General features: G+C 59.7%; 24 protein-coding genes and 1 pseudogene. 11 read left to right on the forward strand and 14 right to left on the reverse strand.

All coding sequences use genetic code 11. From position 1 onward, the window contains the following. Positions 1-9: 9 nt before the first annotated feature. Positions 10-804 (reverse strand): IclR family transcriptional regulator, encoded by a 795-nt coding sequence (locus ACYZT2_RS05870; RefSeq protein WP_461970885.1) that lies wholly within the window; start codon positions 802-804, stop codon positions 10-12. Positions 805-967: 163 nt separating this feature from the next. Here ACYZT2_RS05870 and hmgA point away from each other — a divergent pair, with 163 nt between their 5' ends. From hmgA to maiA, 3 genes are read left to right on the forward strand one after another with little or no spacing between them, the layout of a single operon-like run. Continuing rightward, a complete protein-coding gene (hmgA, locus tag ACYZT2_RS05875) occupies positions 968-2,272 on the forward strand; it encodes a homogentisate 1,2-dioxygenase (RefSeq protein ID WP_461970887.1) in 1,305 nt (434 codons plus the stop codon). Positions 2,273-2,275: 3 nt separating this feature from the next. Next, positions 2,276-3,580 carry a fumarylacetoacetase gene (fahA, locus tag ACYZT2_RS05880; RefSeq protein WP_461970889.1) on the forward strand — a complete coding sequence of 435 codons (1,305 nt, stop codon included), beginning with the start codon at positions 2,276-2,278 and terminating at the stop codon, positions 3,578-3,580. Between the two features lie 12 nt (positions 3,581-3,592). Next, entirely contained in the window at positions 3,593-4,228 is a 636-nt protein-coding gene (gene maiA, locus ACYZT2_RS05885; RefSeq protein ID WP_461970891.1) for a maleylacetoacetate isomerase, read from the forward strand. A gap of 119 nt (positions 4,229-4,347) precedes the next feature. On the opposite strand, the gene ACYZT2_RS05890 is transcribed toward maiA, so the two are convergent. Further along, a complete protein-coding gene (locus ACYZT2_RS05890; protein ID WP_461970893.1) occupies positions 4,348-5,151 on the reverse strand; it encodes a SirB1 family protein in 804 nt (267 codons plus the stop codon). Between the two features lie 183 nt (positions 5,152-5,334). Between ACYZT2_RS05890 and ACYZT2_RS05895 the strand changes: the two genes are divergently transcribed. From ACYZT2_RS05895 to ACYZT2_RS05910, 4 genes are all read left to right on the forward strand, one after another. Further along, positions 5,335-6,354 (forward strand): Glu/Leu/Phe/Val dehydrogenase family protein, encoded by a 1,020-nt coding sequence (locus ACYZT2_RS05895; RefSeq protein ID WP_461970895.1) that lies wholly within the window; start codon positions 5,335-5,337, stop codon positions 6,352-6,354. A 123-nt stretch (positions 6,355-6,477) separates the two neighbouring features. Beyond that, a complete protein-coding gene (gene pdhA, locus ACYZT2_RS05900; protein WP_461970897.1) occupies positions 6,478-7,572 on the forward strand; it encodes a pyruvate dehydrogenase (acetyl-transferring) E1 component subunit alpha in 1,095 nt (364 codons plus the stop codon). Continuing rightward, complete coding sequence (locus ACYZT2_RS05905) at positions 7,565-8,551, forward strand: alpha-ketoacid dehydrogenase subunit beta (protein WP_461970899.1); 987 nt, start codon at positions 7,565-7,567, stop codon at positions 8,549-8,551. The genes pdhA and ACYZT2_RS05905 overlap by 8 nt, the downstream gene beginning before the upstream one ends. A 14-nt stretch (positions 8,552-8,565) precedes the next feature. After that, the gene (locus tag ACYZT2_RS05910) at positions 8,566-9,669 is read left to right on the forward strand and encodes a dihydrolipoamide acetyltransferase family protein (protein WP_461970901.1); all 1,104 of its coding nucleotides are present in this window, start codon (positions 8,566-8,568) and stop codon (positions 9,667-9,669) included. Between the two features lie 177 nt (positions 9,670-9,846). On the opposite strand, the pseudogene ACYZT2_RS05915 reads toward ACYZT2_RS05910, so the two are convergent. Continuing rightward, positions 9,847-10,101: pseudogene (locus tag ACYZT2_RS05915) on the reverse strand (YebG family protein); the annotation flags it as partial. Between the two features lie 361 nt (positions 10,102-10,462). Between ACYZT2_RS05915 and ACYZT2_RS05920 the strand changes: the two are divergent. Beyond that, positions 10,463-10,963, forward strand: a complete 501-nt coding sequence (locus ACYZT2_RS05920) for a phosphate-starvation-inducible protein PsiE (protein ID WP_007903272.1) — start codon at positions 10,463-10,465, stop codon at positions 10,961-10,963. Here the strand turns inward: ACYZT2_RS05920 and ACYZT2_RS05925 are convergent. The 3 genes from ACYZT2_RS05925 to ACYZT2_RS05935 all read right to left on the reverse strand — a co-directional run bounded on the left by ACYZT2_RS05925 (position 10,960) and on the right by ACYZT2_RS05935 (position 14,289). Beyond that, positions 10,960-11,277: a DUF3509 domain-containing protein gene (locus ACYZT2_RS05925; RefSeq protein ID WP_461970903.1), complete on the reverse strand. Its 318-nt coding sequence runs from the start codon at positions 11,275-11,277 to the stop codon at positions 10,960-10,962. The two genes, ACYZT2_RS05920 and ACYZT2_RS05925, sit on opposite strands and share 4 nt — an antisense overlap. Positions 11,278-11,547: 270 nt before the next feature. Beyond that, positions 11,548-12,849 (reverse strand): serine/threonine transporter, encoded by a 1,302-nt coding sequence (locus ACYZT2_RS05930; protein WP_461970905.1) that lies wholly within the window; start codon positions 12,847-12,849, stop codon positions 11,548-11,550. A 63-nt stretch (positions 12,850-12,912) separates the two neighbouring features. Then, a complete protein-coding gene (locus tag ACYZT2_RS05935; protein WP_461970907.1) occupies positions 12,913-14,289 on the reverse strand; it encodes an L-serine ammonia-lyase in 1,377 nt (458 codons plus the stop codon). Between the two features lie 135 nt (positions 14,290-14,424). Between ACYZT2_RS05935 and ACYZT2_RS05940 the strand changes: the two genes are divergently transcribed. Both ACYZT2_RS05940 and ACYZT2_RS05945 read left to right on the forward strand, forming a co-directional pair. Continuing rightward, positions 14,425-15,372 (forward strand): LysR substrate-binding domain-containing protein, encoded by a 948-nt coding sequence (locus ACYZT2_RS05940; RefSeq protein WP_461970909.1) that lies wholly within the window; start codon positions 14,425-14,427, stop codon positions 15,370-15,372. Positions 15,373-15,585: 213 nt separating this feature from the next. Next, positions 15,586-15,993: an HPF/RaiA family ribosome-associated protein gene (locus tag ACYZT2_RS05945; protein WP_008070486.1), complete on the forward strand. Its 408-nt coding sequence runs from the start codon at positions 15,586-15,588 to the stop codon at positions 15,991-15,993. Positions 15,994-16,160: 167 nt separating this feature from the next. Here ACYZT2_RS05945 and fecA read toward each other — a convergent pair whose 3' ends face one another. The 4 genes from fecA to ACYZT2_RS05965 form a co-directional block, all read right to left on the reverse strand. Then, a complete protein-coding gene (gene fecA / locus ACYZT2_RS05950; RefSeq protein ID WP_461970911.1) occupies positions 16,161-18,494 on the reverse strand; it encodes a TonB-dependent Fe(3+) dicitrate receptor FecA in 2,334 nt (777 codons plus the stop codon). 175 nt (positions 18,495-18,669) lie between these two features. Next, positions 18,670-19,608: a FecR domain-containing protein gene (locus ACYZT2_RS05955; protein WP_461970913.1), complete on the reverse strand. Its 939-nt coding sequence runs from the start codon at positions 19,606-19,608 to the stop codon at positions 18,670-18,672. Then, positions 19,605-20,093 carry a sigma-70 family RNA polymerase sigma factor gene (locus ACYZT2_RS05960; protein ID WP_461970915.1) on the reverse strand — a complete coding sequence of 163 codons (489 nt, stop codon included), beginning with the start codon at positions 20,091-20,093 and terminating at the stop codon, positions 19,605-19,607. Before ACYZT2_RS05960 ends, ACYZT2_RS05955 begins: the two co-directional genes overlap by 4 nt. 256 nt (positions 20,094-20,349) lie before the next feature. Then, on the reverse strand, positions 20,350-21,225 hold the full coding sequence (locus ACYZT2_RS05965; RefSeq protein ID WP_461970917.1) for a helix-turn-helix transcriptional regulator: 876 nt from the start codon (positions 21,223-21,225) through the stop codon (positions 20,350-20,352). A gap of 138 nt (positions 21,226-21,363) precedes the next feature. Here ACYZT2_RS05965 and ACYZT2_RS05970 point away from each other — a divergent pair, with 138 nt between their 5' ends. Next, on the forward strand, positions 21,364-22,266 hold the full coding sequence (locus ACYZT2_RS05970; protein WP_461970919.1) for a DMT family transporter: 903 nt from the start codon (positions 21,364-21,366) through the stop codon (positions 22,264-22,266). Positions 22,267-22,293: 27 nt separating this feature from the next. On the opposite strand, the gene ACYZT2_RS05975 is transcribed toward ACYZT2_RS05970, so the two are convergent. From ACYZT2_RS05975 to ACYZT2_RS05990, 4 genes are all read right to left on the reverse strand, one after another. Continuing rightward, entirely contained in the window at positions 22,294-22,803 is a 510-nt protein-coding gene (locus ACYZT2_RS05975; protein WP_461970921.1) for a DUF2165 family protein, read from the reverse strand. Between the two features lie 144 nt (positions 22,804-22,947). After that, complete coding sequence (locus tag ACYZT2_RS05980) at positions 22,948-23,922, reverse strand: 2-hydroxyacid dehydrogenase (protein ID WP_461970923.1); 975 nt, start codon at positions 23,920-23,922, stop codon at positions 22,948-22,950. Positions 23,923-24,117: 195 nt separating this feature from the next. Next, a complete protein-coding gene (locus ACYZT2_RS05985; RefSeq protein ID WP_461970925.1) occupies positions 24,118-24,372 on the reverse strand; it encodes a DUF6124 family protein in 255 nt (84 codons plus the stop codon). Positions 24,373-24,704: 332 nt separating this feature from the next. Continuing rightward, entirely contained in the window at positions 24,705-25,673 is a 969-nt protein-coding gene (locus tag ACYZT2_RS05990) for a LysR family transcriptional regulator (protein ID WP_038979032.1), read from the reverse strand. Positions 25,674-25,902 lie beyond the last annotated feature (229 nt).

Raw genomic sequence — 25,902 nt, forward strand, 5'->3', positions numbered from 1 at the left:
CGTCGCTGACTAGGGTAAGACACGCTGGATATCGTATCCCATCCGCCAACTCACGGCCCGCGTCGCAGCCAACAAACGCTGCGCCGCCGGGCCGTTTTCGTCGGCGTGGAACAACGAGGTGGGGCCAACGATGGTCAGCACGGCGGCGATCTGCCCGACGGCGTTGAACACTGGCGCCGACAGGGCATCCACGCCTGGCATCAACAAGCCGTGTACATGATGCAGACCCCGTTCGCGGATCTGTTCAGACAATGTTGCGTAAGCTTTCTCGTCCCTCAGCGGATGATCCGCAACGGTGATTTCCTGCTCACGCAATTCATCGGTTTCCCGATGCGGCAGATAAGCGCTGAACACCAGCCCTGTGGATGAACTGAGCAGCGGCAGCACCGAGCCCAATTGCGTCACCACCGTCACCGCGCGCACCGCCGGTTCGATGTGCACCACGGTTGCGCCCTGATTGCCCCATACCGCGAGGAAACAGGTTTCGTTGAGTTCGTCGCGCAACTCGGCCAACGGCAGGGCGGCGACTTTCAACACGTCCATACTGTTGAGTGCGGCCAGGCCCACGCGCAGTGCTTCACGGCCGAGGCCGTAATGGTTGGTGGCGGCGTTCTGTTCGGCAAAACCCGAAGCGATCAACGCTTGCAGATAGCGATGCACCTTGCTCGCTGGCATCTGCACATGTTCGGCCAGTCGCGACAGCGAAGTCGAGGGCGACAACTCGGCCAAGGCCTTGAGGATGTCGGTGCCGACTTCGGCGGAGCGGACTTTCTGTTTGCCGTTGCTGTCGCTGGTTTTTTCCATGGTGCTGGCGGTTCCGAATCGAATGGACGTCTTTATAGCTTGACGCTGGATAGCGAGCAAATTACGTTATGCGTAATCGAATTACGATAATAACAACCCCGGCGTGCCGAAACCTCTGAACCAGAGCGATGGGCCATTGCCGACTCCCTGTTCAGGAGGCTCCATGAATCTCGATTCAACCGCGTCGACGCTGGCTTACCAGTCCGGTTTCGGCAACGAGTTCAGCTCTGAGGCGTTGCCCGGCGCGCTGCCCGTCGGCCAGAACTCCCCGCAAAAAGCCCCATATGGCCTCTACACCGAATTGTTTTCCGGCACCGCGTTCACCATGTCCCGCAGTGAAGCGCGGCGTACCTGGATGTATCGGATTCAGCCGTCGGCCAATCACCCGGCGTTCGTCAAACTGGAGCGGCAACTGGCAGGCGGGCCGTTGGGTGAAGTGACCCCCAATCGTCTGCGCTGGAATCCGCTGGAGATTCCAGACGAACCGACTGATTTCATCGACGGTCTGGTGAGCATGGCTGCCAACTCCGCTTCTGAGAAGCCGGCCGGGATCAGTATTTACAACTACGCTGCCAACCGTTCGATGGAGCGCGTGTTCTTCAATGCCGACGGCGAAATGCTGCTGGTGCCGCAACTTGGCCGTTTGCGTATCGTCACCGAACTGGGTGCGCTGGAAGTCGCGCCGCTGGAAATCGTTGTGCTGCCGCGCGGTCTGAAATTCCGTGTCGAATTGCTCGACCCGCAAGCGCGCGGTTACGTCGCCGAGAACCATGGCGCGCCGCTGCGCTTGCCGGATCTGGGGCCGATAGGCAGCAACGGTCTGGCTAATCCGCGCGATTTCCTGACCCCGGTCGCCGCCTACGAAAACCTGCAACAACCGACCACGCTGGTACAGAAATTCCTCGGCCAGTTGTGGGCCACCGAACTCAATCATTCGCCGCTGAACGTGGTGGCCTGGCACGGCAATAACGTGCCGTACAAATATGATCTGCGCCGTTTCAACACCCTCGGCACGGTCAGTTTCGATCACCCGGACCCGTCGATCTTTACCGTCCTGACCTCGCCAACCAGCGTGCACGGTCTGGCCAACCTCGACTTCGTGATCTTCCCGCCGCGCTGGATGGTGGCCGAGAACACCTTCCGGCCGCCGTGGTTCCATCGCAACCTGATGAACGAGTTCATGGGCCTGATCCACGGTGAATATGATGCCAAGGCCGAAGGCTTCGTGCCTGGCGGTGCGTCGTTGCACAGCTGCATGAGCGCTCACGGCCCCGACGGCGATACCTGCACCAAGGCGATCAACGCTGAGCTGGCACCGGCGAAAATCGATAACACCATGGCCTTCATGTTTGAGACCAGCCAAGTGTTGCGCCCGAGCCGATTTGCCCTGGATTGCCCGCAACTGCAAAACAATTACGACGCCTGCTGGGCCACGTTGCCCGCCACTTTCGACCCGACCCGGAGATAACCCATGACTCAGACTTCCATCACTCGTAGCTGGGTAGCCTCCGCCAACGGCCACGCGGATTTTCCGTTGCAAAACCTGCCGTTAGGCGTGTTCAGCGTGAAGGGCGCCGCGCCGCGCAGTGGCGTGGCGATCGGCGACCACATCTTTGATCTGGAAGCGGCCCTGGAGGCTGGCCTGTTCGATGGCATTGCGAAGAGAGCAGTCGAAGCCACCCGTGGCGGCCAGTTGAATGCGTTCTTCGAGTTGGGCCGCGAGGCTCGCGTCGCTTTGCGCGAACGTCTGCTGGAACTGTTTGCCGAAGGCAGCACCCTGCACGGCAAGATCGAAGCCCAAGGCGCAAAACTGCTGCCGCTGGCGGCGGATTGCGAAATGCACCTGCCGGCGAAGATCAACGACTACACCGACTTCTACGTCGGCATCGAGCATGCGCAGAATGTCGGCAAACTGTTCCGTCCGGATAACCCATTGCTGCCGAACTACAAGTACGTGCCGATCGGTTACCACGGCCGTGCCTCGACCATTCGCCCGTCCGGCACTGACGTTCGCCGTCCGAAAGGCCAGACCCTGCCGGCCGGCCAGACCGAGCCGACATTTGGCCCTTGCGCACGTCTGGACTATGAACTGGAACTGGGTATCTGGATTGGTCAAGGCAACGCGATGGGCGACTCCATTGCCATCGGTGACGCCGCCGATCACATCGCCGGTTTCTGCCTGCTCAACGACTGGTCGGCGCGGGACATCCAGGCCTGGGAATACCAGCCGCTGGGTCCGTTCCTGTCCAAGAGTTTCATCACCAGCATTTCGCCGTGGGTAGTGACGGCCGAAGCGCTGGAGCCGTTCCGTCGTGCCCAGCCTGCGCGCCCGGAAGGTGATCCGCAGCCGTTGCCGTACCTGTTCGACAAACGTGATCAGGCCGGCGGAGCCTTCGACATCGAACTCGAAGTGCTGCTGACGACCGAATCGATGCGCGAGCAAAATCTGCCAGCCCATCGCCTGACCCTCAGCAACACCCAACACATGTACTGGACCGTTGCACAACTGGTTGCGCACCACAGCGTCAACGGCTGCCAGTTGCAGGCCGGAGATCTGTTCGGTTCGGGCACGTTGTCCGGCCCTGAAAACGGTCAGTTCGGCAGCCTGCTGGAAATCACCGAGGGCGGTAAAAAGCCGATCGAACTGGCGTCGGGCGAGGTGCGTAAATTCCTTGAGGACGGCGACGAAATCATTCTGCGCGCGCGTTGCAGTCGCGAAGGTTTTGCTTCCATCGGTTTCGGCGAATGCCGCGGCAAAGTGCTGCCAGCGCGCTAAGAGGATCGGGTCATGGAACTCTATACCTACTACCGTTCGACCTCGTCTTACCGGGTGCGTATCGCGTTGGCGTTGAAGGGCCTGGATTACCAGGCGCTGCCAATCAACCTGATCGCGCCGCAAGGTGGCGAACATCGGCAGCCAACGTATCTGGGCATCAATCCCCAAGGCCGGGTGCCCGCCTTGCGCACCGACGAAGGCGAATTGCTGATCCAGTCACCGGCGATCATCGAGTACCTGGAAGAACGTTATCCACAGGTGCCGTTGCTGTCCAAAGACCTCGCTGCCCGCGCTCATGAGCGTGGCTTGGCGGCGGTGATCGGTTGCGATGTGCATCCGCTGCACAACGTCAGCGTGCTCAACAAGCTTCGGCAGTTGGGGCACGATGAGCCGCAGGTGGTGGAGTGGATCGGTCACTGGATCAGCCAAGGGCTGGGGACGGTGGAGCAATTGATCGGTGACACCGGTTATTGCTTTGGCGATCAACCGGGGCTGGCGGATGTCTATTTGATCCCGCAGTTGTATGCGGCCGAGCGCTTCGATATTTCCCTTGAGGCCTACCCGCGAATTCGTCGAGTGGCGGCATTGGCGGCGACACACCCAGCCTTCTTCCTGGCCCATCCGGCGAACCAGCCCGATACCCCGTAAAACCTTACACCGATCCCTGTAGGAGCGAGGCTTGCCCGCGAAGAACGACAACGCGGTGTTCCTGATGGACCGAGGCGGCTGGTTCGCGGGCAAGCCTCGCTCCTACAAAAGGGCGGTGATTAATGGACGATGGAATTCGGCGGTAGGTGCCCCAGCCGTTCAGTCAGGCGAATCCGCTGGATCGGGTCGTCGCTGAGCAGCAGGGCATGCTCCAGGTCAAAGCGCTCGGCATTCGGACAGTCCAGTCGTTGATAAAGGCTGGCCCGGGCCAGATAGTCGGAGGCGCTGGCATTGCCCAGTTCAAGCACGCGCTCGGCGTCGATCAGGGCGTCGATGTAGTCATCGTTCGTGAGGTACAACTGGCGCAGGTTGCGCGACAGCCGCTGCAGCATCTGCACCGGTTCAGCGGTCAGTAAATGCTCGGCGCCGAGCTTCATGTTCGGGCCGTACTGGCGTTGCAGCAGTTCGCGGCAATCATTGGGGTACAGCCGTCGCCCGCCGCACGGGTCGAGCAGGTGATCGGCGCCTTGCACCCGCAGCAGGAAATGCCCGGGAAAGTTGACCCCGACCATGGGAATCTCCAGCCGTCTGGCCAGTTCCAGCGCAATCAGGCCCAGCACCAGCGGTTGCCCCCGCCGACGTTCCAGCACTTTATTGAGTAACGCCACTTGCGGACGCAAGGGCGTGGAGTCGTCCTGCGCGAACCCCAGGTCATTCAGTCGCCGCAACAACGGTTGGGCCAATTCGCTCACCGGGAGCATCGGCAACCCATAGCTGACCCGCTGTTGCAGGTCCTTGAAGCCCGCCAGTACGGTCTCGGGATTCAGCTCTTTATCGTGTTCGACGGCCATCCACAGCGCCGCCTCGAACAGCGCGGGCGGTGATCGTTGCAGACAGTCGAAAAAACGTTGGCGCGGGGTCATCAAAATCTCCGGGGAATGCCTCGTTTTAGCCCCGTCACAGGCTTTCGTCCAGTGCTGCACACAGGCGGTAACAGGTTATGTCCGAAAGCGTTCAAAGCCGCGTCGCTTATTCCGGCGCGCTTCTGCAATTTTTGTGCGCAAGCCTATACTGGCGACTACAAGAAGTGATTCGGGAGCCCTACGATGTTCGCTCTCATGCAAAGCACTCGCCTTGAATCGCTGCACCTGAGCGTCGATCCGGTCACCGGGTTGAAGGCGGTGATTGCCATCCACAACAGCCGCCTGGGACCTGCCTTGGGTGGGTGTCGTTACCTTGCTTACCCCAGCGATGAAGCCGCGATCGAGGATGCTGTGCGCCTCGCCCAAGGCATGAGTTACAAGGCGGCCCTTGCCGGCCTGGCTCAAGGCGGTGGCGTTGCGGTGATTCTTCGTCCGGCCCATGTGGAAAACCGCGCCGCGCTATTTGAAGCCTTCGGGCACTGCATTAACGAACTCGACGGTCGCTACATCACCGCCATCGACGCCGGCACCTCGGTGGCAGACATGGATTGCATCGCCCAACAGACGCAATTCGTCACCAGCACCACCGCCGCGGGCGACCCTGCACCGCACGCCGCCATGGGCGTATTCGCCGGCATTCGCAGCACCGCCATGGCCCGCTTGGGCAGCGATAATCTCGAAGGCTTGCGAATCGCGATTCAGGGCTTGGGCAATGTCGGTTATGCCTTGGCTGAACAGCTACACGCAGCCGGCGCCGAACTGTTGGTCAGCGACATCGATCACGGCAAAGTGCAGTTGGCCATGGAGCAGTTGGGCGCTCATCCGATCGCCAACGATGCACTGCTCAGCACACCGTGCGACATACTCGCGCCCTGCGGCCTGGGCGGGGTGCTTAACAGCAACAGCGTGTCGCAACTGCGCTGCGCGGCGGTCGCAGGTTCGGCAAACAACCAACTGATCCATCTGGAAATCGCCGATCAGCTAGAGCGCCGGGGCATTTTGTATGCGCCCGATTACGTGATCAATGCCGGCGGGCTGATCTACGTGTCGCTCAAACACCGCGGGGAAGAGCTGACGACCATCACCGCGCACCTGTCGAAAATCAGTTCACGGCTGACCGAAGTCTTCGCCCATGCCCAAGCGGAAAAGCGTTCTCCGGCCCGGGTGGCGGATGAGTTGGCGGAGAAAGTGCTGTACCGGTGATGCTATACCGGTGAAAAGTTTGAAAGGAGTGAGAGTCTATCCGGCCATTGCTCCCCAAGCCCTGCGCCACAAACGTGGGGCCTGACAAATGCACGCCGACTCACGCGTGCCAGGAGCCCTGTGATGCCTCACAAGGTTGAGCTGCCTTACACCCGATTTCTATCACCTGATGGCCAGTTGCTCGGCAATCTTCCCTCCTGGGCCGACGACTTCAATCTGCTGACGCGCCTGTATCGGCAGATGGTCCTGACCCGCCTTTTCGATCAGAAAGCTGTCGCCCTGCAACGCACCGGGCGCATCGGCACTTATGCGCCGACCTTGGGCCAGGAAGCCATTGGTGTCGCGGTCGGCAGCCTGATGCACGCCGAAGACGTACTGATCCCGTATTACCGCGACACCGCCGTGCAATTGATGCGCGGCGTGCGCATGGAAGAAATCCTTTTGTATTGGGGCGGCGATGAGCGTGGCAGCGACTTTGCCGACCCGGCGGTCGCTGAGGATTTCCCGATCTGTGTGCCGATTGCCACCCAGGCCCTGCATGCCTGCGGCGTCGCCAGCGCCTTCAAAATCCGTGGCGAGCACCGGGTCGCTGTCACTACTTGCGGCGACGGCGGAACCAGCAAAGGTGATTTCCTCGAAGCCCTCAACGTTGCTGGCGCCTGGCAGTTGCCGGTGGTGTTTGTGATCAACAACAACCAATGGGCGATCTCGGTGCCGCGACGCATTCAGTGCGGCGCTCCCACCTTGGCGCAGAAAGCCATTGGCGCCGGCTTCCACGGCGAGCAAGTCGACGGCAATGACATGCTCGCCGTTTACGACCGCGTGCAAGCGGCCCTCGAACGGGCACGCCACGGCAAAGGCCCGGCGTTACTCGAATGCCTGAGCTATCGCCTCGGCGATCACACCACCGCCGACGATGCCACGCGCTACCGCTCGGCGGACGAGGTCAAGCAGGCCTGGCTCGAGGAACCGATCAAACGCCTGCAACGTTTCATGGCCGGGCAAGGCGTGTGGGACGAGGGGCGCGAACAGGCACTGATCAGCGAATGCCAAGGCTTGGTGCAGGGCGCTGTGGATAACTTCGAAGCGGCGGGCCTGCAGGCGCCGGAATCGGTGATCGATCATGTCTACGCCCAGTGGCCGCAAGCCCTGGCCGAACAGCGCGAAGAATTTCTCGAACGGGTGGCGCGCCGGACGGGAGGTTCGGGCCATGAGTAACGGTAAGGTGACGCTGCTGGAAGCGGTGAATCTGGCGTTGCATCGGGCCATGAGTGAAGACGAAAACGTCATCGTCCTCGGTGAAGACGTCGGGGTGAACGGTGGCGTGTTCCGCGCCACGCTGGGCCTGCGCGACAGCTTTGGTTTCAAGCGGGTGATCGATTCGCCGCTGGCCGAAACCATGCTCGGCGGGCTGGTGGTGGGCATGGCGGCCCAAGGCCTGAAACCGGTGGTGGAAATTCAGTTCATGGGCTTCATCTACGCCACCATGGAGCACCTTGTGTCTCACGCCAGCCGCATGCGCAACCGCACGCGCGGGCGGATCACCTGCCCGATGGTGATGCGCACGCCCATGGGCGCAGGGATTCGCGCGCCGGAGCATCACAGCGAAAGCACTGAAGCCCTGTTCGCGCATATTCCGGGGCTGCGGGTGGTGATCCCGTCCTCGCCGGCCCGGGCTTATGGCTTGTTGCTCGCGGCCATCGACGACCCGGATCCGGTGGTGTTTCTCGAACCAACCCGACTCTATCGAATGAATCCGCAACCGCTGCTGGACGACGGCAAACGCCTGCCGCTGGACAGCTGTTTCACCCTGCGTGAAGGCAGCGACATTACCTTGATCAGTTGGGGCGCCAGCGTGATGGAAACCCTGCAAGCCGCCACGCAACTGGCCGAGCAGGGCGTCTCGGCGGAAGTGATCGATGTCGCCAGTATCAAACCGCTGGACCTCGACACGATGGAAGCCTCGGTGCGCAAGACCGGTCGTTGCGTGATCGTGCATGAAGCGCCGCGCTCCTGCGGGGTCGGCGCGGAAATCGCCGCCAGCCTCTACGAACGGGTATTTCTGGAGTTGCAGGCACCGATCCAGCGAGTCACCGCGCCAGACATCCCGCCGCCGCTGTATCGACTGGAATCGCTGTACATGCCCGGCGTCGAAGACATTCTTCATGCTTGTGACATCGTGCTGCACCACGCCTGACAGAGGAGGTTGCGATGAAATATTTCAAACTGCCGGATCTGGGCGAAGGCTTGCAGGAAGCGGAAATCGTCCGCTGGCACGTCAAGGTCGGCGATACCGTCAAGGCCGACCAACTGCTGGTGTCGGTGGAAACCGCCAAGGCGCTGGTGGACATTCCCGCGCCTTACGACGGCGTGGTGGCGAAAACGTTTGGTGGCGAAGGCGACATCCTTCATGTGGGTGAGCCTTTGCTCGGTTACGAAGGCGAAGCGGATGCGGGCACTGTGGTCGGGCGGCTTGAGGGCGGCGGCACGAATCAGGAGGATGCATTTTTTATCGGCGCTGCGCCTTCGACTCGTGAGCACCTGGCGAACCGTGCTACGCCGGCGGTGCGTCAACTGGCTCGGCAACTCGGCGTTGAACTGAGCAGCTTGACGGGCTCCGGCCAGGACGGCCAGATCACCCGCAGTGACGTGGAAAACTCGGCCCAGACCGAACGCGAACGCTTCGGCGGCGAGAAGCTGCGCGGTGTGCGACGCAGCATGGCACTGAACATGGCCAGGTCCCATGCCGAAGTGGTGCCGGTGACGATTTTCGGTGATGCCGATCTGCATCGCTGGGGGCAGGCGCGAGAACCGCTGATTCGTCTGGCCAAGGCGATGGCGGCCGCCTGCGCCGTGGAGCCGGTGCTCAACAGCGCTTTCGATGGCAAAACCCTGGCGCTCAAACAACACGAACGGCTCGACCTGGGCATTGCCGTGGATACGCCGGACGGCTTGTTCGTGCCGGTGCTGCGCGATGTCGGTCAGCGCACGGCGGCGGATTTGAAGGAAGGCGTCATGCGTCTGCGGGCCGACGTGCAGGCGCGCTCGATCCCGCCCCAGGAAATGATGGGCGCGACCCTGACCCTGTCGAACTTCGGCACCTTGTTCGGCCGCTACGCCAACCCGGTGGTGGTGCCGCCGCAAGTGGCGATCCTCGCCGCCGGGGTGATCCGCGATGAACCGGTGGCGGTCGAAGGAGCGGTGGTGGTGCACCCGATTTTGCCGCTGTCCCTGACCTTCGATCATCGCGTGGTCACCGGCGGCGAGGCGGCGCGGTTCTTCAAAGCGTTGGTCGAGGCGCTGGAGCAACCCTAGATTCAGGTTTCCCGCAGGCATGAAAAAGGCCCTGAGCCATTTGACTCAGAGCCTATTCAATTCGGGCATTGCTTAGTTTGGTGTCTTGGCGGCTTTGGCTGGCTTGGTCGGCTCAGCGTCCGTCACTTCAACAGGTGCAGCAACAGGTGCAGCTGCTTCAACAGGTTCAATGGCTTCGGCGGGTGCATTCAGCAGTTCGGACAGTGCGTCCGGCTGGCTCTTGAATGCCTTGGCGAATACGTCACGGTTCTTCGCCATGTAAATCCCGGCTTCTTCCACTTGCTGTTCGGTCAGGGACGGAACGGCTTTTTGCAACACTTCAGCCAGCAATTCGGCCAGTTCGAGCATTTTGTCATGACGGTCAGCTTCGGCTTTATCCATGAACAAGCGCTCCAGATCTCGGCTGCTGCGGTATACCACTTCGACGGCCATTCACCACCTCACATGCCTTCACATTAGTTGTCTGTTTTGACCACTGTATTTATATACAGCTAAAAGGATAAGCGAATCCCTGCGCTTTGGGTAGTGGCTTTTTAATGTAGACCGAATTCAGGGTTTGTCAGGTGGACCGCGTTACTCCCATTCGCGGGCAAGCCTTGCTCAGGTTTTGTGTCGGACCATCCCTGTAGGAGCGAGGCTTGCCCGCGAAGGCGTCCGTCTAGACACCGCCAACGTGTCTCATGTCACGCAGCCATCATCTCACCCAACAGCATCTGGCCTTTTTTCTGCATGCAGAACAACCGTCACGTCAAACCCGCATCATCCGCTCGAACCGAGCTAAGGAACAATCAAAGTGAAAATCAACTGGGCCGAGAACCTGCGGCAAAACGTGCACCAACTGGCCGAGTCCCTGGGCAACCTGTTCGTCGAGACCTTCCACTACCTGGCGCTGTTCGCCATCGGTGCAGTAACCGCTTGGGCGGCGGTGATGGAATTTCTCGGAATGCTCGAACAGGGGCACATCAAGATCGATGACATCTTGCTGCTGTTTATCTACCTGGAACTGGGGGCGATGGTCGGGATTTACTTCAAGACCAACCACATGCCGGTGCGCTTCTTGATCTACGTGGCGATCACCGCGCTGACGCGGCTGCTGATCTCCAACGTCTCGCACCACAATCCGCCGGACCTGGGGATCATCTACCTGTGCGGCGGAATTCTGCTGCTGGCGTTTGCGATTCTGGTGGTGCGTTATGCCTCGTCGCAGTTTCCTTCGGTGAAGATCGAACACCCGCAGCGCAAGATCGGTGCGGGTTCCGGTGAGCATCCCGAAGTGGAGAAGGGCGAGATTTAAAGCCCCATTGAAGGTCGGGGTCGGGATTTGACCAAGGGCGGCGGCGGGTTGCGATTATCGCCGTCGGTCATGGCTTCGAGGATGGCCACGGCGCTGTGGCCCTGTTCGATGGCGATGCCGAATTGAATGCTTTGCACCAGGCGTTTGAGGCGCTTGGGATCATTGCGTTGTTGGGCGCTGATCATCCGTTTGGCCACCACCCGGCCACTTTTGGAGAGGGTCAGCATGATGCTGCCGTCCAGCCCCTGAATGCTCAGGTTGACTTGATAATCCGGTGCAAAGGCATCGGTAATGAGTTGAAAGGGGTTGTCCATGATGCGTCACCGCCTGATTGAACGTGCAGTTGTTGACCGGCCATGATCGGGATTAGTTCGCAACACCAGACCATCGGCCATTCCCTAGCCATATCGCCATCATCGCTTTTGTAGGAGCTGCCGCAGGCTGCGATCTTTTGATCAAAAGATCGCAGCCTGCGGCAGCTCCTACAGGGGCAAAGCAAGGGGCATGCCGGGAGAACGATGGGGTAATGAACACGGCAAAAAAATGGCGGGCACCCTGGCCCGCCTTCTTTTTGCCTGCCCGTTTCAGGGCATGAACGAGTAGATGATCGCAGACAGTGCAATCGAACCGATCAATACCACGAACACGTTCGAAGCCTGATTCGAGTACTGGCGCAAGGCCGGCACGCGGCGGATGGCGTACATCGGCATCAGGAACAACAGGCACGCGATGATTGGCCCGCCGAGGGTTTCGATCATGCCCAGGATGCTCGGATTGAAGGTTGCCACGGCCCAGCAGCTGAGGATCATGAACAGCGCAGTGAGGCGGTTCAGCCAACTGGCGGACATGACGCGGCCACGGCCACGCAGGCTTTTCACGATCAGGCCCTGAAAGCCTTCGCTGGCGCCGATGTAATGGCCGAGGAAGGATTTGGTGATTGCCACCAGCGCAATCAACGGCGCGGCGTAAGCGATGACCGGTGTCTGGAAGTGGTTGGCCAGGTACGACAGGATCGAAATGTTCTGCGCCTTCGCAGCGGCTAAATCAGCCGGGGACAACGCCAGCACGCAGCTGAAGCAGAAGAACATCACCGTGACGACCATCATGGCGTGAGCGATTGCGAGAATGCCGCTGCTTTTGCGTTCGGCTTGCTCGCCGTAACGCTGTTTCTGATCGACGGCGAAAGCGGAGATGATCGGCGAATGGTTGAACGAGAACACCATCACCGGAATCGCCAGCCACAAGGTCTTGAAGAACAGCGGCAGTGGCATGCCTTCACTGGCAGTGGCGAAGAATGCGCCGTTCCAGTTCGGGATCAGGCTGACACCGAGCAGCAGCAACGCCGCAACGAACGGATAAACCAGCACGCTCATGCATTTGACGATGACGTTCTGACCGCAACGGACGATGGCCATCAAGCCGAGAATCAGCCCCAGCGACAGAATCGCCCGAGGAGGCGGGGTCATGTGCAACTGGTGCTCCATGAGGCTGCTCAGGGTGTTGGTCAGCGCCACGCTGTACACCAGCAAAATCGGGAAGATCGCGAAGAAATACAGCAGCGTGATCAGCTTGCCGGCACCGACGCCGAAGTGTTCTTCCACCACTTCGGTAATGTCCCCGGAACGGCCGGACAACACGAAGCGCGTCAGGCCGCGGTGGGCGAAGAAGGTCATCGGAAACGCCAGAATCGCCAGGAGCAGCAATGGCCAAAAACCACCGACACCGGCGTTGATCGGCAGGAACAACGTGCCAGCACCAATCGCCGTGCCATAGAGGCCAAGCATCCAGGTGGTGTCGTGTTTGCTCCAGCCTTTGTGGGTTGTTTCGCTATTGCGGGTCAGATCTACAGCAGGATTATCGGCAGCAGGTGTACGTACATCGGTCATCGTTTTTGCCTCGTTATTATTCTTGCTCGGGCTCACGTAATACGGACGGTCAGGGAGTGCTCCTCAGCACTCCACCCAACTGACAGCCAGGCCGCCCCGTGAAGTTTCTTTGTATTTGTCGTGCATGTCGGCGCCGGTATCGCGCATGGTGCGGATTACCCGGTCCAGGGAAATGAAGTGTTTGCCGTCGCCGCGCAGGGCCATTTGCGTGGCGTTGATCGCCTTCACGGCAGCAATTGCGTTGCGCTCGATGCACGGCACCTGCACCAGACCTCCGACCGGGTCGCAGGTCAGGCCGAGGTTGTGTTCCAGGCCGATTTCGGCGGCGTTTTCCAGTTGCTCGGGAGTCGCTCCGAGGATGTCGGCCAGGCCGGCGGCGGCCATGGCACAGGCGGAACCGACTTCCCCCTGGCAGCCGACTTCGGCGCCAGAGATCGAGGCGTTTTTCTTGCAGAGAATGCCTACGGCCGCGGCGCCCAAAAAGAACGCCACGACGTCATCGTCCGACGCGTCCGGGTTGAATTTCATGTAGTAGTGCAACACGGCGGGAATGATCCCCGCCGCCCCGTTTGTAGGCGCGGTAACCATGCGTCCGCCAGCCGCGTTTTCTTCGTTCACGGCGAGGGCGAACAGGTTGACCCACTCCATGGCTGACAGGGTGGAGCTGATGACATTCGGTTTGCCGATTTCCAACAGACTGCGGTGTAATTTCGCGGCGCGGCGCGGAACATTCAGACCGCCGGGCAAGATGCCTTCGTGACGCAAGCCTTGCTCGACGCACTCGCGCATCACCGACCAGATATGCAGCAACCCCTGGCGGATCTCGGCGTCACTGCGCCAGGCCCGTTCGTTGGCCATCATCAGCTCGGAAACCCGCAAACCGTGCTGGCTGCAGAGCTTGAGCAATTCGGCGGCGCTGGAGAAATCGTAGGGCAGCACCACATCGCTGGCCGGCGCAATGCCCGACTCGGCTTCGGCTGCTTCGATAATGAAACCACCGCCCACCGAGTAGTACGTCTGCTCGAACAGCTCGCCGGTTTCGCCGAAGGCTGTCAGAGACATGGCGTTAGGGTGGTAGGGCAGGCTCTCGTCGAGCAGCAGGAGGTCGCGCTGCCAGTTGAAGGCAATGGTCGATTTGCCGGCCAGACTCAGTTCGCCGGTTTCACGCAAGGTTTGGATTCGGCTGTCGATTGAATTCGGTTCAATGCTGTCTGGCCATTCGCCCATCAAGCCCATGACGCAGGCACGGTCGGTCGCGTGGCCGACGCCGGTGGCGGAAAGTGAACCATAGAGGCGGATTTCGACGCGCCGTACGTCGGCCAGTAAATCGTGGTCAATCAATGCTTGGGCGAAGGTTGCGGCGGCGCGCATCGGGCCTACGGTGTGGGAGCTAGACGGACCGATGCCGACTTTGAAGAGATCGAAAACACTGATAGCCATGCTAAAGCCTATACAAGCAATGGAAGAGAAATCGCTGCCATTTTTGTAGGACAAGCGCAATGTCGGCGATACTGCCAACCTCGGTCTTACAAGACCAACGAAACTTCCTAAGACAGCCTTTAGCAGGACTAAACAATGAGTCGCCAATTGCACGCCCAGACCTACGTCTGGCTGCACGTGTTTTCGTGTGCCGCGCGGCACTTGTCCTTCACCCGTTGCGCCGAAGAACTGCACATCACGCCGGGTGCGGTCAGTCAGCAAATTCGCCAACTCGAAGAGCGGCTAGGTTTTCGCCTGTTTCATCGCCGCGCCCGCGGTGTGGAATTGAGCGCCGAAGGCCAGCGATTGGCTATGACTGTCAACGAAGCCTACGGCAGCATCGATGCGGAATTGCGACGACTGGATGCGGGAATGATCAGCGGGATTTTGCGGTTGCGCTCGATCCCCTCGTTCCTGAGCAAATGGCTGACCCCGCGCCTGCCGCGTTTGCAACAGCGCTTTCCGGATATTCAGCTGCGGCTGGTGGCAGAGGACAGCAGTGTTCCGTTGCACGAAGGCGACTTCGATCTGGCGATTGACCTGAACGACGGCAGTTATCCCGGATTGTTATCCACAGCCTTGTTGGATGAGCAGATCTTTCCGGTGTGTGCCCCGAGCCTGTTGCGTGGAAGGCCGCCACTGCACGGGCCGGCGGGCCTGGTGCATTTTCCGTTGCTGCACGACATCACCGCCTGGCGTGGCAGCTACGAATACGCAGAGTGGGAGTTCTACCTCAACGCCATCGGCTTCGAGGGCGCGGATGTGCGGCGCGGGCATACCTTTAATCGTAATCACCTGACCATCGAAGCGGCCATTGCCGGTATGGGCGTGGCAATTGCGCGGCGAACGCTGCTCAACGATGAACTGGAGCGCGGGACGTTGATCGTGCCGTTTGGCCTGGCGGTGCCCAATCACAAGCGTTACGTGCTGCTCTATGCGCCGGGCGCGCTGAGCCATCCGGGCGTACGCGCGGTGCATGACTGGCTGGTGGAAGAGGCGGGGATATTTCGTAGTCTGCACCCGCTGGCGGAGCGGCAGATGTGAGCAATTATGACTGGAGAGCGATGCGACCCAACTCCCGACATTAACAGCGCTTTTACCCGTTGTCCGGCTTTTTTTGCGAATGAATATTTATCTTTTTTTAGGGGTTGAAATGTTCTGCGCGCACACCGATTGTGTAACCAAGAGGTCACGGTGATGAAGCCCAAGGGCCAGCCGAAGGGCCTCTCGCGAGCTAGCTGAAATAAGGGATGAACTATGCAAATCCAAGTCAATAGCGATAACCATATTCAAAGCAGCATCCGACTGGAGGAGTGGGTACGTACTACCATTGAGAGCACGCTCGAACGTTATGAAGAGGACCTGACCCGCGTCGAGGTCCACCTGCGGGACGAGAACGGCGACAAGCCCGGTCCCCACGATATGCGCTGCCAACTGGAAGCGCGGCCAAAAGGCCACCAACCGATTTCTGTCACCCATAAAGCCGCTAACCTGGAACTGGCGATCGACGGTGCGGCCGAAAAACTCGAACATGCGCTTGAACATCTGTTCGGCAAACTGCGAGGTAAACCACGTGCCGCTGTGGTGCCGTTCGAAAGGCCTACCGCCGATGCGCTGCTGGAAGACGAGTTTCTCGAGAACGAACAGGCTGCACAAAACGGCTGAGGCCTGATTCACTTTTTACCTTCCCACTTTCTCTCCACCTAAAAAACGGGCCTGCTTATGCAGGCCCGTTCTTGTTTCTGGATTTAGAGATTTCTGTAGCAAGGGAGCTTGCTGTGGTGAGGGGGCAAGCCCCCTCGCCACAAGGGTGTGCGCTAGCCGCCATTGAATCAAAACGCGACCGACGTCTGCACATACACCGTCCGCGGTTCCCCCACGTACTTGCCTTTATTGTTGTCATCGAACGAGCGGGTGAAGTACTGGTGGTTGAAGATGTTCTTCACCCCCACGGCCACATTCAGGTCCGACAACTTCGGCCCAAAGTCATACGCCGCGCGGCTGCTGAATAACATGTATCCCGGAATCTTGCCGGTGCTGCCATCGGCGCTTTCGGCCGAGGTGTTGGCGTTGTCAGCGAACTGGTCACTCTGGTAGCTGCTGTCCAGGTTCAGTTTCCACGCCCCTTCGGTATAACCGACGCCGACCGTGCCTTTATGTTTCGAGGAGAACGGCACACGATTGCCCTTGTTCGCCCCGTCTTCGCGGATGGTCGCGTCCACATAGGCGTAAGTCGCGTACACATCGAAACCGGCCAGCGCCGGGCTCAAGTCGTCGAGGGCGTAGTTGATGCTGGTTTCGATGCCTTGGTGGCGTGTTTCGCCTCGAGCGATCACCGAGTCGTTGGTTTGATTGCTTTCATATTGGTTGTCGAAGTTGATCAGGAACGCACCAATCTCTGCCCGCAACGCGCCGTTGTCGTAACGGGTGCCCAGCTCCCAGGTGCGCGCCTTCTCCGGTTTGACTTCGCCGCTGGTCACCCGGTTAGGCATCTGGCTGTACTGCACGCTGCCGAATGAACCTTCGGTGTTGGCGTAGAGGTTCCAGCTATCGGACAGGTGATAGAGCACGTTCAACGCCGGCAGGGCAGTGTTGTAGTCGCCCTTGTATTTCACGTTGGTCAGGTTGTTGGTCTGCTGCGACTCGATCATTTCGTAGCGAATGCCTGGTTTGATCGTCCACTTGCCGATGTCGATCCGGTCGTCGACGAAGAAGGCGTTGGCCTCGGTGCCGCCCCGAGTATCGCGGTCGTTGCGACTGTTAGTGGTCGGGTATTCGTTGCTGGCGATCGGCGTGCGGTAGCGCAATTCGTGCCCGGCTTCGTTGATGTAGCGATAGCCGACGCCAACTTCATGGCTGGTCGGGCCGAGATCGAAGCCTTGGGCGAAGCGGGTTTCCAGACCGCGGACCCAATACTCGCGTGGCGACAGCGAGAGGAACGTGCCTTGGTCCAGATAACCGCTGCGCAGGGTCTTGGTGAAGAAGGTATTGGCGGTGAACTCGCGGCGATCTTCCTGATAGCGATAGCCGAAGTTGAACATCGTGCGGCGGCCCCAGAACTGGTCTTTCGGCCGCGTCGATTGATACGGATCGGCGTCGTAATCGGCAACGTTCAGCCCGCCGGGCATGTCCGCCTTTCCTTCGTAGTACTGGGCCATGGCGTTGAAGCTGTTGGCGTCATCGAGCTGGTATTTACCCTTGAGGATCAGGTCGTCGATTTCGGTGTCGCTGTGTTCTCGCCAGTCGCCACCACGGGTGCCCGAGTACAGAATCGCGCCGCCCAAGCCGTTATCGGCCATGCCGCCGGCCAGCAAGTTGCCGGTGGTTTTGAAGCCGTCATGGCTGGACGATGGACTGGTTTCGGTCTGGAAGCCGCCCTTGACCGTCGGTTCATCGGGAATGGCGCGAGTCACGAAGTTGACCACACCGCCGACGTTCTGCGGCCCGTAGCGCACTGCACCGCCGCCGCGCACCACGTCGACCGCGTCCATGTTGCCCATGCTGATCGGCGCGAACGAAAGCTGCGGCTGACCATAAGGCGCGAAGGGCACCGGAATACCATCCATCAATACCGTGGAGCGTGAAGCCAGCCGTGGGTTGAGCCCGCGAATGCCGAAGTTCAGTGCCATGTCATGGCTGCCGGTGCCGTTGTTGTCTGGCGCGTTGACCCCCGGGATGCGGTTGAGCACGTCCCTGGCCTGAGTCGCGCCCTGGCGTTCGAATTCTTCGCGACGGATCACATCGCGAGCGCCGGGATGTTCGAAGACGTTGGTTTGCGCTGCATCGCCGAGCCAGTCGCCGACCACTTTAGAGGTGTCCAGCTCCAGCGCCGCATCACCCGCCGGTTGCAGGCTGAAGGCATTGTTGCCCTCGGCGCGGGCTTGTAGGCCAGTGCCTTCGAGCAACGTGTTCAAGCCTTGCGACGGGGTGTAGTTGCCTTCCAGGCCGCGACTTTGCACACCGCTGGTGACGTGTGAGCCAAAGGAGATCAGCACGCCGGCTTCACGGCCAAACTGGTTGAGGGCGTTCTCCAGTGAGGACGGTGCGATGTGGTACGGCTTGGCATCAGCGGCATGCACCAATGGCAGAACGCCGAAGCTCAGGCTGGCGCCCAGCAAGAGTTGGCGCAAGGTGCGGGCCAGCGGTGTGACGCGAATGGGTTGCATGGAGGGCGATCCTGAGAAGGTTGAACCAAGGGGGCTTTCCTTCTCTGTCACGCCAGATCTGAAAAACGGCTCATATATTTTTTAAGATCAAAAGATCGCAGCCTTCGGCAGCTCCTACAGGTGAACGCCGATCCCTGTAGGAGCTGCCGAAGGCTGCGATCTTTTGATCCGGCTTTTAGACCTTCGCCTCAACCGTCACCCAATACCGCGTAAACCGCCTCACCTTCACCGGCAAACTGATTTCCAGCAGATCAAGAATCCGCTCGCTGTTGTCCAGTGGATAAGTCCCGGAGATCAGCAGATCGGCAATGTTCGTATCGCAATTGAGCTGCCCCCGCCGATAGCGACCGAGTTCATCAAGGAAATCCCCCAGACGCATGTGCGCAGCCACCAGCATGCCGTCGGCCCAGGCGCCGCTGTTGGCGTCCAGTGGCAGGGGAGCGCCGATACCGCGTGCGCCGAAGCTCAACTGCCGGGCGGTTTGCAGCATCCGTGGCGACCCGCCATCGGGCGTCAACTCGACGCTGCCTTCGAACACCGCCACGTGAGTGTGATCGGAAAACTGCCGCACATTCAGCCGCCCACCTTGCGTTTTCAACAGGCCTTGTGCGGTCTGTACTTGAAACGCCTGGGCGGCGGTCAGCAGCATTTCGCCTTCGAGCAAGCGGATCAGCCGCTGCTGACCTTCGACTCGCACATCGACAGAACTGGCGGTGTTGAGCTGCACTTGGCTGCCATCGCCGAGCGGCACTTTGCGACGCTGACCGATCGGGCTGCGGAAGTCGGCCAGCAACGGCGTCAGCGGATTGTGCTCGCGCATGCCCCAAGTGACCGCCGAACCCGCGCCGAGAATCAGCAACAGCTTCAACACCTGACGACGGCCGGCGGATTTCGGTGCGTTGAGGGCGGCGTGGGCCAGCGGTGAAGACACACCGCGCAAACGTTGATTGACCCGTTGAATGTGTTCCCAAGCCCGCCGATGTTCACCGTGAGCATCGAGCCATTGCTGCCAGGCGATTTGCTGACGCGGGTTCAACGGCCCTTGCTGGACTTCCATCCACCAGTGCACGGCCTGCTCGGCGACTTGAGAGGAAAAATCCGCAGGGCTGTTCATAGTGCGAAGTAGCAGCGCATCGCCGCTTTGTTCAGGTGCCGTTTGACCGTGGCAATGGAAATGCCGAGTTCGGTGGCGATCTGTGGATAAGTCAAACCATCGAGCTGAGCCAGCAAAAAGGCGCGTTTGACCAGACGTGGCAAACCGTCGAGCAACTGGTCGAGTTCCATCAGCGTTTGCAGGATGATCGCCCGATCTTCCTCCGACGGCGCGACGATTTCCGGCATCTGCGCCAGCGCATCGAGGTAGGCGCGCTCCAGATCCTGACGGCGATAATGATTGAACAGCACGCGCTTGGCGATGGTGGTGAGGAACGCCCGTGGCTCGATGATCTGGGGCGTTTCCCGTGCCGTCAGCACTCGCATGAACGTGTCCTGGGCCAGATCCGCGGCGCTGTCAGGGCAGCCGAGTTTGCGCCGCAGCCAACCGGTGAGCCAGTTGTGATGGGCGTGATAAAGGACTTCGACGGTAGTGGCTGACGACAACGGAACCGCTCCGGACGTATTTCGATACGTTAGAGAACAAGAATTGTTCGCATTGTAGGGGCAGGGCCTGGATCCGGCAATCGGCTCTTGGTCGGTTTCTCTGATCCGATGATCCGGAGACCGCGTCATCGTTCTTCGCGAGCAAGCCCGCTCCCACATTCAACCGCATTCCCCTGAGAGAACGCGGTCACCTGTGGGAGCGGGCTTGCTCGCGAAGGCGGCCGCACAGGCACCGAAAATCCACTGACTTGCAGCGCTACCGCAAAAACGCCTGCCGATATTCCCCGGGCGTGCCACCCAACGCCTGGCGAAACCGGTTGGTGAAATGGCTCGCACTGGCAAACCCACAGGCCAATGCAATATCCCCCAACGGCTGCGACGTTCCGCGCAACAATTCCCGCGCCCGGCTCAGTCGCCGCGCCAACACATACTGATGTGGTGGCAAACCGAAGCTCACACGAAACATCCGCGCAAAGTGATATTCGGACAGCGCACACAACCCCGCCAATTGCCCGAGGCTGATCGCTTCGGCCATTTGATGGTCGATGAACTCCAACAACTGGCGCCGTTGATGCGCCGCCAATCCACCCTTGAGGCGTAAGCCCTGGCGCACACCGACCTGGCTGAGCAGGGCGTGGCTGAGCATTTCGTGGGCCAGGCTGCTGGTGAGCAGGCGTTCGCCGGGTTCATCCCAGTTGAGGGCGATCAACTGCCGAAAGCGCCGGGCTTGCTGCGGGTCTTCGAGGAACGTGTGCTCGCGCAACTGCAATTCCCGCGGTTCACGATCCAGCAGCGTGACGCAGCCAAGGGCAAATTGTTCGGGGCTGAAATACAGGTGGGCCAGGCGAATATCGCCATTGATCACCCAGCCTGACTGATGGTCTGCCGGCAGAATGCACAGCTTGTCCGGGCCGCCCTTGTTACCTGGCTGGTCGCGGCGAAAGGTGCCGGTGCCGCCGGCGATGTAGCAGGACAAGGTGTGATGACTCGGTGCTTCGTAGTCCTGGGCGTCATGGTGGTTATTCCACAAAGCTGCAGCCATGCCGTCACCGAGCTCGGCGCTGTGCTCCAGGCGAGCATTGGGCGAGCGGTTAAGCGCTTGAAAGACTTGCAGGGTTTCCAGTGCGGCCATGATCGGTTCTCTCCAACGCTTTGCATCCTACTCCGTAGACGTTGACCTGCCAGCCCGCTGGCCGACAAAAGCGCAAGTTTATGCAAGTGCAAAAAGGTTTCGCGCCGGACACTGAAGGCCTATTCAGGAGTCTTCACCATGAACCTTTCGTTGTATTTATTGACCGTGCTGATCTGGGGCACCACCTGGATTGCCTTGAAATGGCAACTGGGCGTGGTAGCGATTCCGGTGTCGATCGTTTATCGCTTCGGCCTCGCTGCGCTGGTGCTGTTCGTGATGTTGCTGCTCAGCCGGCGCCTGCAAGTGATGAACCGTCGCGGGCATCTGATTTGTCTGGCGCAGGGCCTGTGCCTGTTCTGCATCAATTTCATGTGTTTTCTCACCGCTAGCCAATGGATCCCCAGCGGTCTGGTTGCCGTGATGTTTTCCACCGCCACCTTGTGGAACGCCTTCAATGCGCGGGTGTTTTTCGGTCAGAAAATCGCTCGCAATGTACTGATGGGCGGTGCACTGGGTTTGCTCGGACTTGGTCTGCTGTTCTGGCCGGAGATGGCCGGTCATACCGCCAGCCCGGAAACCTTGCTCGGGTTGGGTCTGGCATTGCTCGGCACCTTGTGTTTCTCGGCGGGCAATATGCTGTCGAGTCTGCAACAGAAGGCGGGCCTGAAACCCCTGACCACCAATGCCTGGGGCATGGCTTACGGCGCGGCGATGTTGACGGTGTGGTGTCTGGTCAAAGGCATCCCGTTCGACATGGAATGGAATGCCCGCTACATCGGGTCGTTGCTGTACCTGGTGATTCCCGGCTCGGTGATCGGCTTCACCGCCTACCTGACGCTGGTCGGGCGCATGGGGCCGGAGCGGGCGGCGTATTGCACCGTACTCTTTCCAGTGGTGGCGCTGAATGTGTCGGCGTTTGTCGAAGGCTATCAATGGACGGCACCGGCACTGGTGGGGCTGGTGTTGGTAATGCTGGGGAATGTGCTGGTATTCCGTAAACCCAAGGCGTCGATGGTGCAGGGAAACGGAAAATTGGCGTGAGGTTCCCTGTTGATCGTGCTGAACAGCTCAGCGCTCGATCCTGATGGCCACATAAATCAGTAACGGCAATATAAAATCGACAATGTGTCGGGCCCAGTCCTTGGCATTCCAGGTTTGTGACTCATCCATGTTGAACCATTCGACGCCGATGACTTGGAGGCCGACGTAATAGACAAATATGGCAACCAGTAGCCCGATAATCGCAAACTTTTTTGCTTCGTGAAAATCCTCGGAAGAAGCATCGATGTTTCGGTAAAGATGGAATGTTCCAAGTAGGCAGAAAGCGGTAGAAATAACTTCCAGGGTAATAATGATCCAGTAGATTCGGTGATGGAGCATGGGCGAGGTAATTGCCCGGTAACTCAGATTTGAATTTTCTCGAGTGGTGTCCATGCTTAGGATGTGGCCGACATACTCATAATTGGTCGCGTAGTCGGTAAAGTTGCTATACATCACCATCAGACCAAAGAAACTGATATAGGCCATCAATATGATTTTGCTGTATCTGATGAGTTGGTCGGTTGTCGACGGGTTCAAGGTTTTTGCTCTCCATAGCTAAGTCCCGTAAGGGGCGGGTAAGTAATGGAGAGTCTATCGTGCGTGTCTGCTTTACGACGTTGGACTGAATTGCAAAGTATGTAGTGAGCGGGCAGGCGTTTAAAAACGCCTGCCCATTTTCAGTTAGCCTTTCCACACTTGCGGGTTCACCAGATCCTGCGGCCGCTCACCCAACAAGGCGCTGCGCAAGTTGGCCAGTGCGCGGTTGGCCATGGCTTCGCGGGTTTCGTGAGTCGCGGAGCCGATGTGCGGCAATGTCACCGCGTTTTTCAGTTGGAACAATGGCGATTCGGCCAGCGGTTCTTTCTCGTAAACGTCCAGCCCAGCGCCGCGAATCCGGTTGTTTTGCAGCGCTTCGATCAGCGCCGGTTCGTCCACTACGGGGCCGCGGGCGATGTTCACCAGAATGGCGCTCGGTTTCATCAACGCCAGTTCACGGTGGCTGATCAGGTGTTTGGTTTTTTCGCTGAGCGGCACCACCAGGCAGACGAAATCGGCTTCGTCCAGCAGCTGGTCGAGGCTGCGGAACTGCGCACCGAGCTCCTGTTCCAGTTCGGTCTTGCGGCTGTTGCCGCTGTAGATAATCGGCATGTTGAAGCCCAGCCGCCCGCGACGGGCGATGGCCGCGCCGATGTTGCCCATGCCGACAATCCCTAAGGTTTTGCCATGCACATCGCTGCCAAATAACGGCGCGCCGACGGTGGCTTGCCATTGACCGGCCTTGGTCCAGGCGTCCAGCTCGGCAACACGGCGGGCGCTGCTCATGAGCAAGGCAAAGGCCAGGTCTGCTGTACTTTCGGTGAGGACGTCGGGGGTGTTGGTGAGCATGATCCCGCGTTCGTTGAAGTAGGCGAGGTCGTAGTTGTCGTAGCCGACCGAGACGCTGGAGACCACTTCAAGTTTTTCGGCATTTTCCAGTTGCGCGCGACCGAGTTTGCGACCGACGCCGATCAGGCCGTGGGCGTGGGGCAGGGCTTCATTGAATTGGGCGTTGATGTCGCCGTTTTTCGGGTTCGGCACGATCACGTCGAAGTCTTGTTGCAGACGTTCGATCATCGGTGGAGTGATACGGCTGAAGGCGAGGACGGTTTTTTTCATTGGAGGCGGCTCGTCGGGCTTGGAGAATGCCAAGCACGCTAACATTCTTCCCGGACATTTTGCGAGTCTCGGACCGCCGGGTGTACGCCATTCAAAACTGTAGGAGCTGAGCTTGCTCGCGAAAGCGGTGTGTCAGGTGACATAGATGTTGAATGTTAGAAAGTCTTCGCGGGCAAGCCTCGCTCCTACAAGGGATCAGCTGTGTGGCGGTACGTCGAGGTTATCCAGCACCCGATTCACCGCCAGTTCGCCCAGCATGATGACCTGCTGGATACCCAGCATGGTGTTGCGATGAGTGCCTTCGAGAAACCCGGCGAAGTCACTGGCCATGACGCTGGCCGAGGCGAGGGATTCGCAGGCGTAGACCAATAAGGTTTCGGTGGTGGCGTCGGGGGCAACCTGGAACAAGTGGCTGGGTATGTGAGGGGGATTTGGCGTCGGCTTGAACATAAGTGCATTACTCCATGCTGGGATTAATGGAGCTGCCACTTTTGTTTTCCAGACAAAGGGTGGCAGCCGTGCGCGGACTGGAAAAACCGGTCAATCCCACCAAAACCCGGCAGACCCGAAGGTCTCCCGCGCACAGCCGCCATAACATTGCGAGCAAAAAAGCGCCGCAGTATGCCATGTGCTGAGGTAAAGAATTGATCCAGGTTTTCCAGACCTGATCGCTGATTCGTCAGCGACCCCCAAAGCCTACCCATCTCCCGTCCCACACACCAACCGTCAAAACACGTGGGAAGCATCCCCGAACATTGGCGATTTGTAGGACCGTCTGTAGCTCAATTCGCCACCCGAACCCCACCCAAACTCCCACTCAATTCATACGCCGCCAATTCCGCCTGATGCGCCGCCAATATCTCTGGCAACGACCCGCGCAAGTACTCGACCCACGTCTTTATCTTCGCGTCCAGATATTGCCGCGACGGATAGATCGCATACAGATTCAGTTCCTGCGAACGGTAGTTCGGCATCACCCGCACCAGCGTGCCGTTACGCAGCCCTTCAATCGCCGCATACACCGGCAATACCCCAACCCCCATGCCGCTGGTGATTGCAGTCTTCATCGCATCAGCGGAGTTCACCAAAAACGGCGAGCTGTTGATGGTGACCATTTCCTGGCCTTCAGGGCCGTCGAAGGTCCATTTTTCCAGCGGGATGACCGGGCTCACCAGGCGCAGGCAGGCGTGGTTGAGCAGATCGCTGGGTTTGTGCGCGCAACCGTTGGCTTTTACATAGGCGGGCGATGCGCAAACAATGCTGTAGGTAATGCCCAAACGCTGGGAGACGAAGCCCGAGTCGGGCAGTTCGCTGGCGAGCACGATGGACACGTCGTAGCCCTCATCGAGCAGATCCGGCACGCGGTTGGCCATGGTCAGGTCGAAGGTCACGTCCGGGTGGGTTTTGCGGTAGCGGGCGATGGCGTCGATCACGAAGTGCTGACCGATGCCGGTCATGGTGTGCACCTTGAGTTGCCCGGCCGGGCGCGCGTGGGCGTCGCTGGCCTCGGCTTCGGCTTCTTCGACGTAGGCCAGGATCTGCTCGCAGCGCAAAAGATAACGCTTGCCGGCCTCGGTCAGGGCGATGCGGCGGGTGGTGCGGTTGAGCAGACGGGTTTGCAGGTGGGCTTCCAGGTTGGAGACCGCGCGCGAAACGTTGGCCGTGGTGGTGTCGAGTTGCACGGCGGCGGCGGTGAAGCTGCCGGCCTCGGCCACGTAACTGAAGGCGCGCATGTTTTGCAAAGTGTCCATGGGGTGGCTCTCTTGGCGAATGGGCAAATTGTGACACGAAGTTACTGATTCTTTACAGGCGACTAAAGACGCGACCAAGGGATTATCGCGTTAACGGTAATAAAGATTCACAGGAATCCCGGCTTATCGCCAACAAGGCCAACCCCTAGAATTGCGTCGGTCTCATGTAGGAGCGAGGCTTGCCCGCGAAGGCGTCCTCACAGGCACCATGGCTGTCGCTTGATAAGAC

This window comes from Pseudomonas sp. MDT1-85, assembly GCF_054898065.1.

Bases quoted from the DNA above. Each gene is read 5' to 3' on its own strand.
- hmgA (WP_461970887.1), top strand. From the start codon at position 968: ATGAATCTCGATTCAACCGCGTCGACGCTGGCTTACCAGTCCGGTTTC.
- ACYZT2_RS05925 (WP_461970903.1), bottom strand. From the start codon at position 11,277: ATGGACAACCCCTTTCAACTCATTACCGATGCCTTTGCACCGGATTAT.
- fecA (WP_461970911.1), bottom strand. From the start codon at position 18,494: ATGCAACCCATTCGCGTCACACCGCTGGCCCGCACCTTGCGCCAACTC.
- ACYZT2_RS05990 (WP_038979032.1), bottom strand. From the start codon at position 25,673: ATGGACACTTTGCAAAACATGCGCGCCTTCAGTTACGTGGCCGAGGCC.
- maiA (WP_461970891.1), top strand. From the start codon at position 3,593: ATGGAACTCTATACCTACTACCGTTCGACCTCGTCTTACCGGGTGCGT.
- ACYZT2_RS05940 (WP_461970909.1), top strand. From the start codon at position 14,425: ATGAGTCGCCAATTGCACGCCCAGACCTACGTCTGGCTGCACGTGTTT.
- ACYZT2_RS05905 (WP_461970899.1), top strand. From the start codon at position 7,565: ATGAGTAACGGTAAGGTGACGCTGCTGGAAGCGGTGAATCTGGCGTTG.
- ACYZT2_RS05895 (WP_461970895.1), top strand. From the start codon at position 5,335: ATGTTCGCTCTCATGCAAAGCACTCGCCTTGAATCGCTGCACCTGAGC.
- ACYZT2_RS05955 (WP_461970913.1), bottom strand. From the start codon at position 19,608: ATGAACAGCCCTGCGGATTTTTCCTCTCAAGTCGCCGAGCAGGCCGTG.
- ACYZT2_RS05870 (WP_461970885.1), bottom strand. From the start codon at position 804: ATGGAAAAAACCAGCGACAGCAACGGCAAACAGAAAGTCCGCTCCGCC.
- ACYZT2_RS05910 (WP_461970901.1), top strand. From the start codon at position 8,566: ATGAAATATTTCAAACTGCCGGATCTGGGCGAAGGCTTGCAGGAAGCG.
- ACYZT2_RS05930 (WP_461970905.1), bottom strand. From the start codon at position 12,849: ATGACCGATGTACGTACACCTGCTGCCGATAATCCTGCTGTAGATCTG.
- pdhA (WP_461970897.1), top strand. From the start codon at position 6,478: ATGCCTCACAAGGTTGAGCTGCCTTACACCCGATTTCTATCACCTGAT.
- ACYZT2_RS05985 (WP_461970925.1), bottom strand. From the start codon at position 24,372: ATGTTCAAGCCGACGCCAAATCCCCCTCACATACCCAGCCACTTGTTC.
- fahA (WP_461970889.1), top strand. From the start codon at position 2,276: ATGACTCAGACTTCCATCACTCGTAGCTGGGTAGCCTCCGCCAACGGC.
- ACYZT2_RS05965 (WP_461970917.1), bottom strand. From the start codon at position 21,225: ATGGCCGCACTGGAAACCCTGCAAGTCTTTCAAGCGCTTAACCGCTCG.
- ACYZT2_RS05980 (WP_461970923.1), bottom strand. From the start codon at position 23,922: ATGAAAAAAACCGTCCTCGCCTTCAGCCGTATCACTCCACCGATGATC.
- ACYZT2_RS05970 (WP_461970919.1), top strand. From the start codon at position 21,364: ATGAACCTTTCGTTGTATTTATTGACCGTGCTGATCTGGGGCACCACC.
- ACYZT2_RS05945 (WP_008070486.1), top strand. From the start codon at position 15,586: ATGCAAATCCAAGTCAATAGCGATAACCATATTCAAAGCAGCATCCGA.
- ACYZT2_RS05890 (WP_461970893.1), bottom strand. From the start codon at position 5,151: ATGACCCCGCGCCAACGTTTTTTCGACTGTCTGCAACGATCACCGCCC.
- ACYZT2_RS05935 (WP_461970907.1), bottom strand. From the start codon at position 14,289: ATGGCTATCAGTGTTTTCGATCTCTTCAAAGTCGGCATCGGTCCGTCT.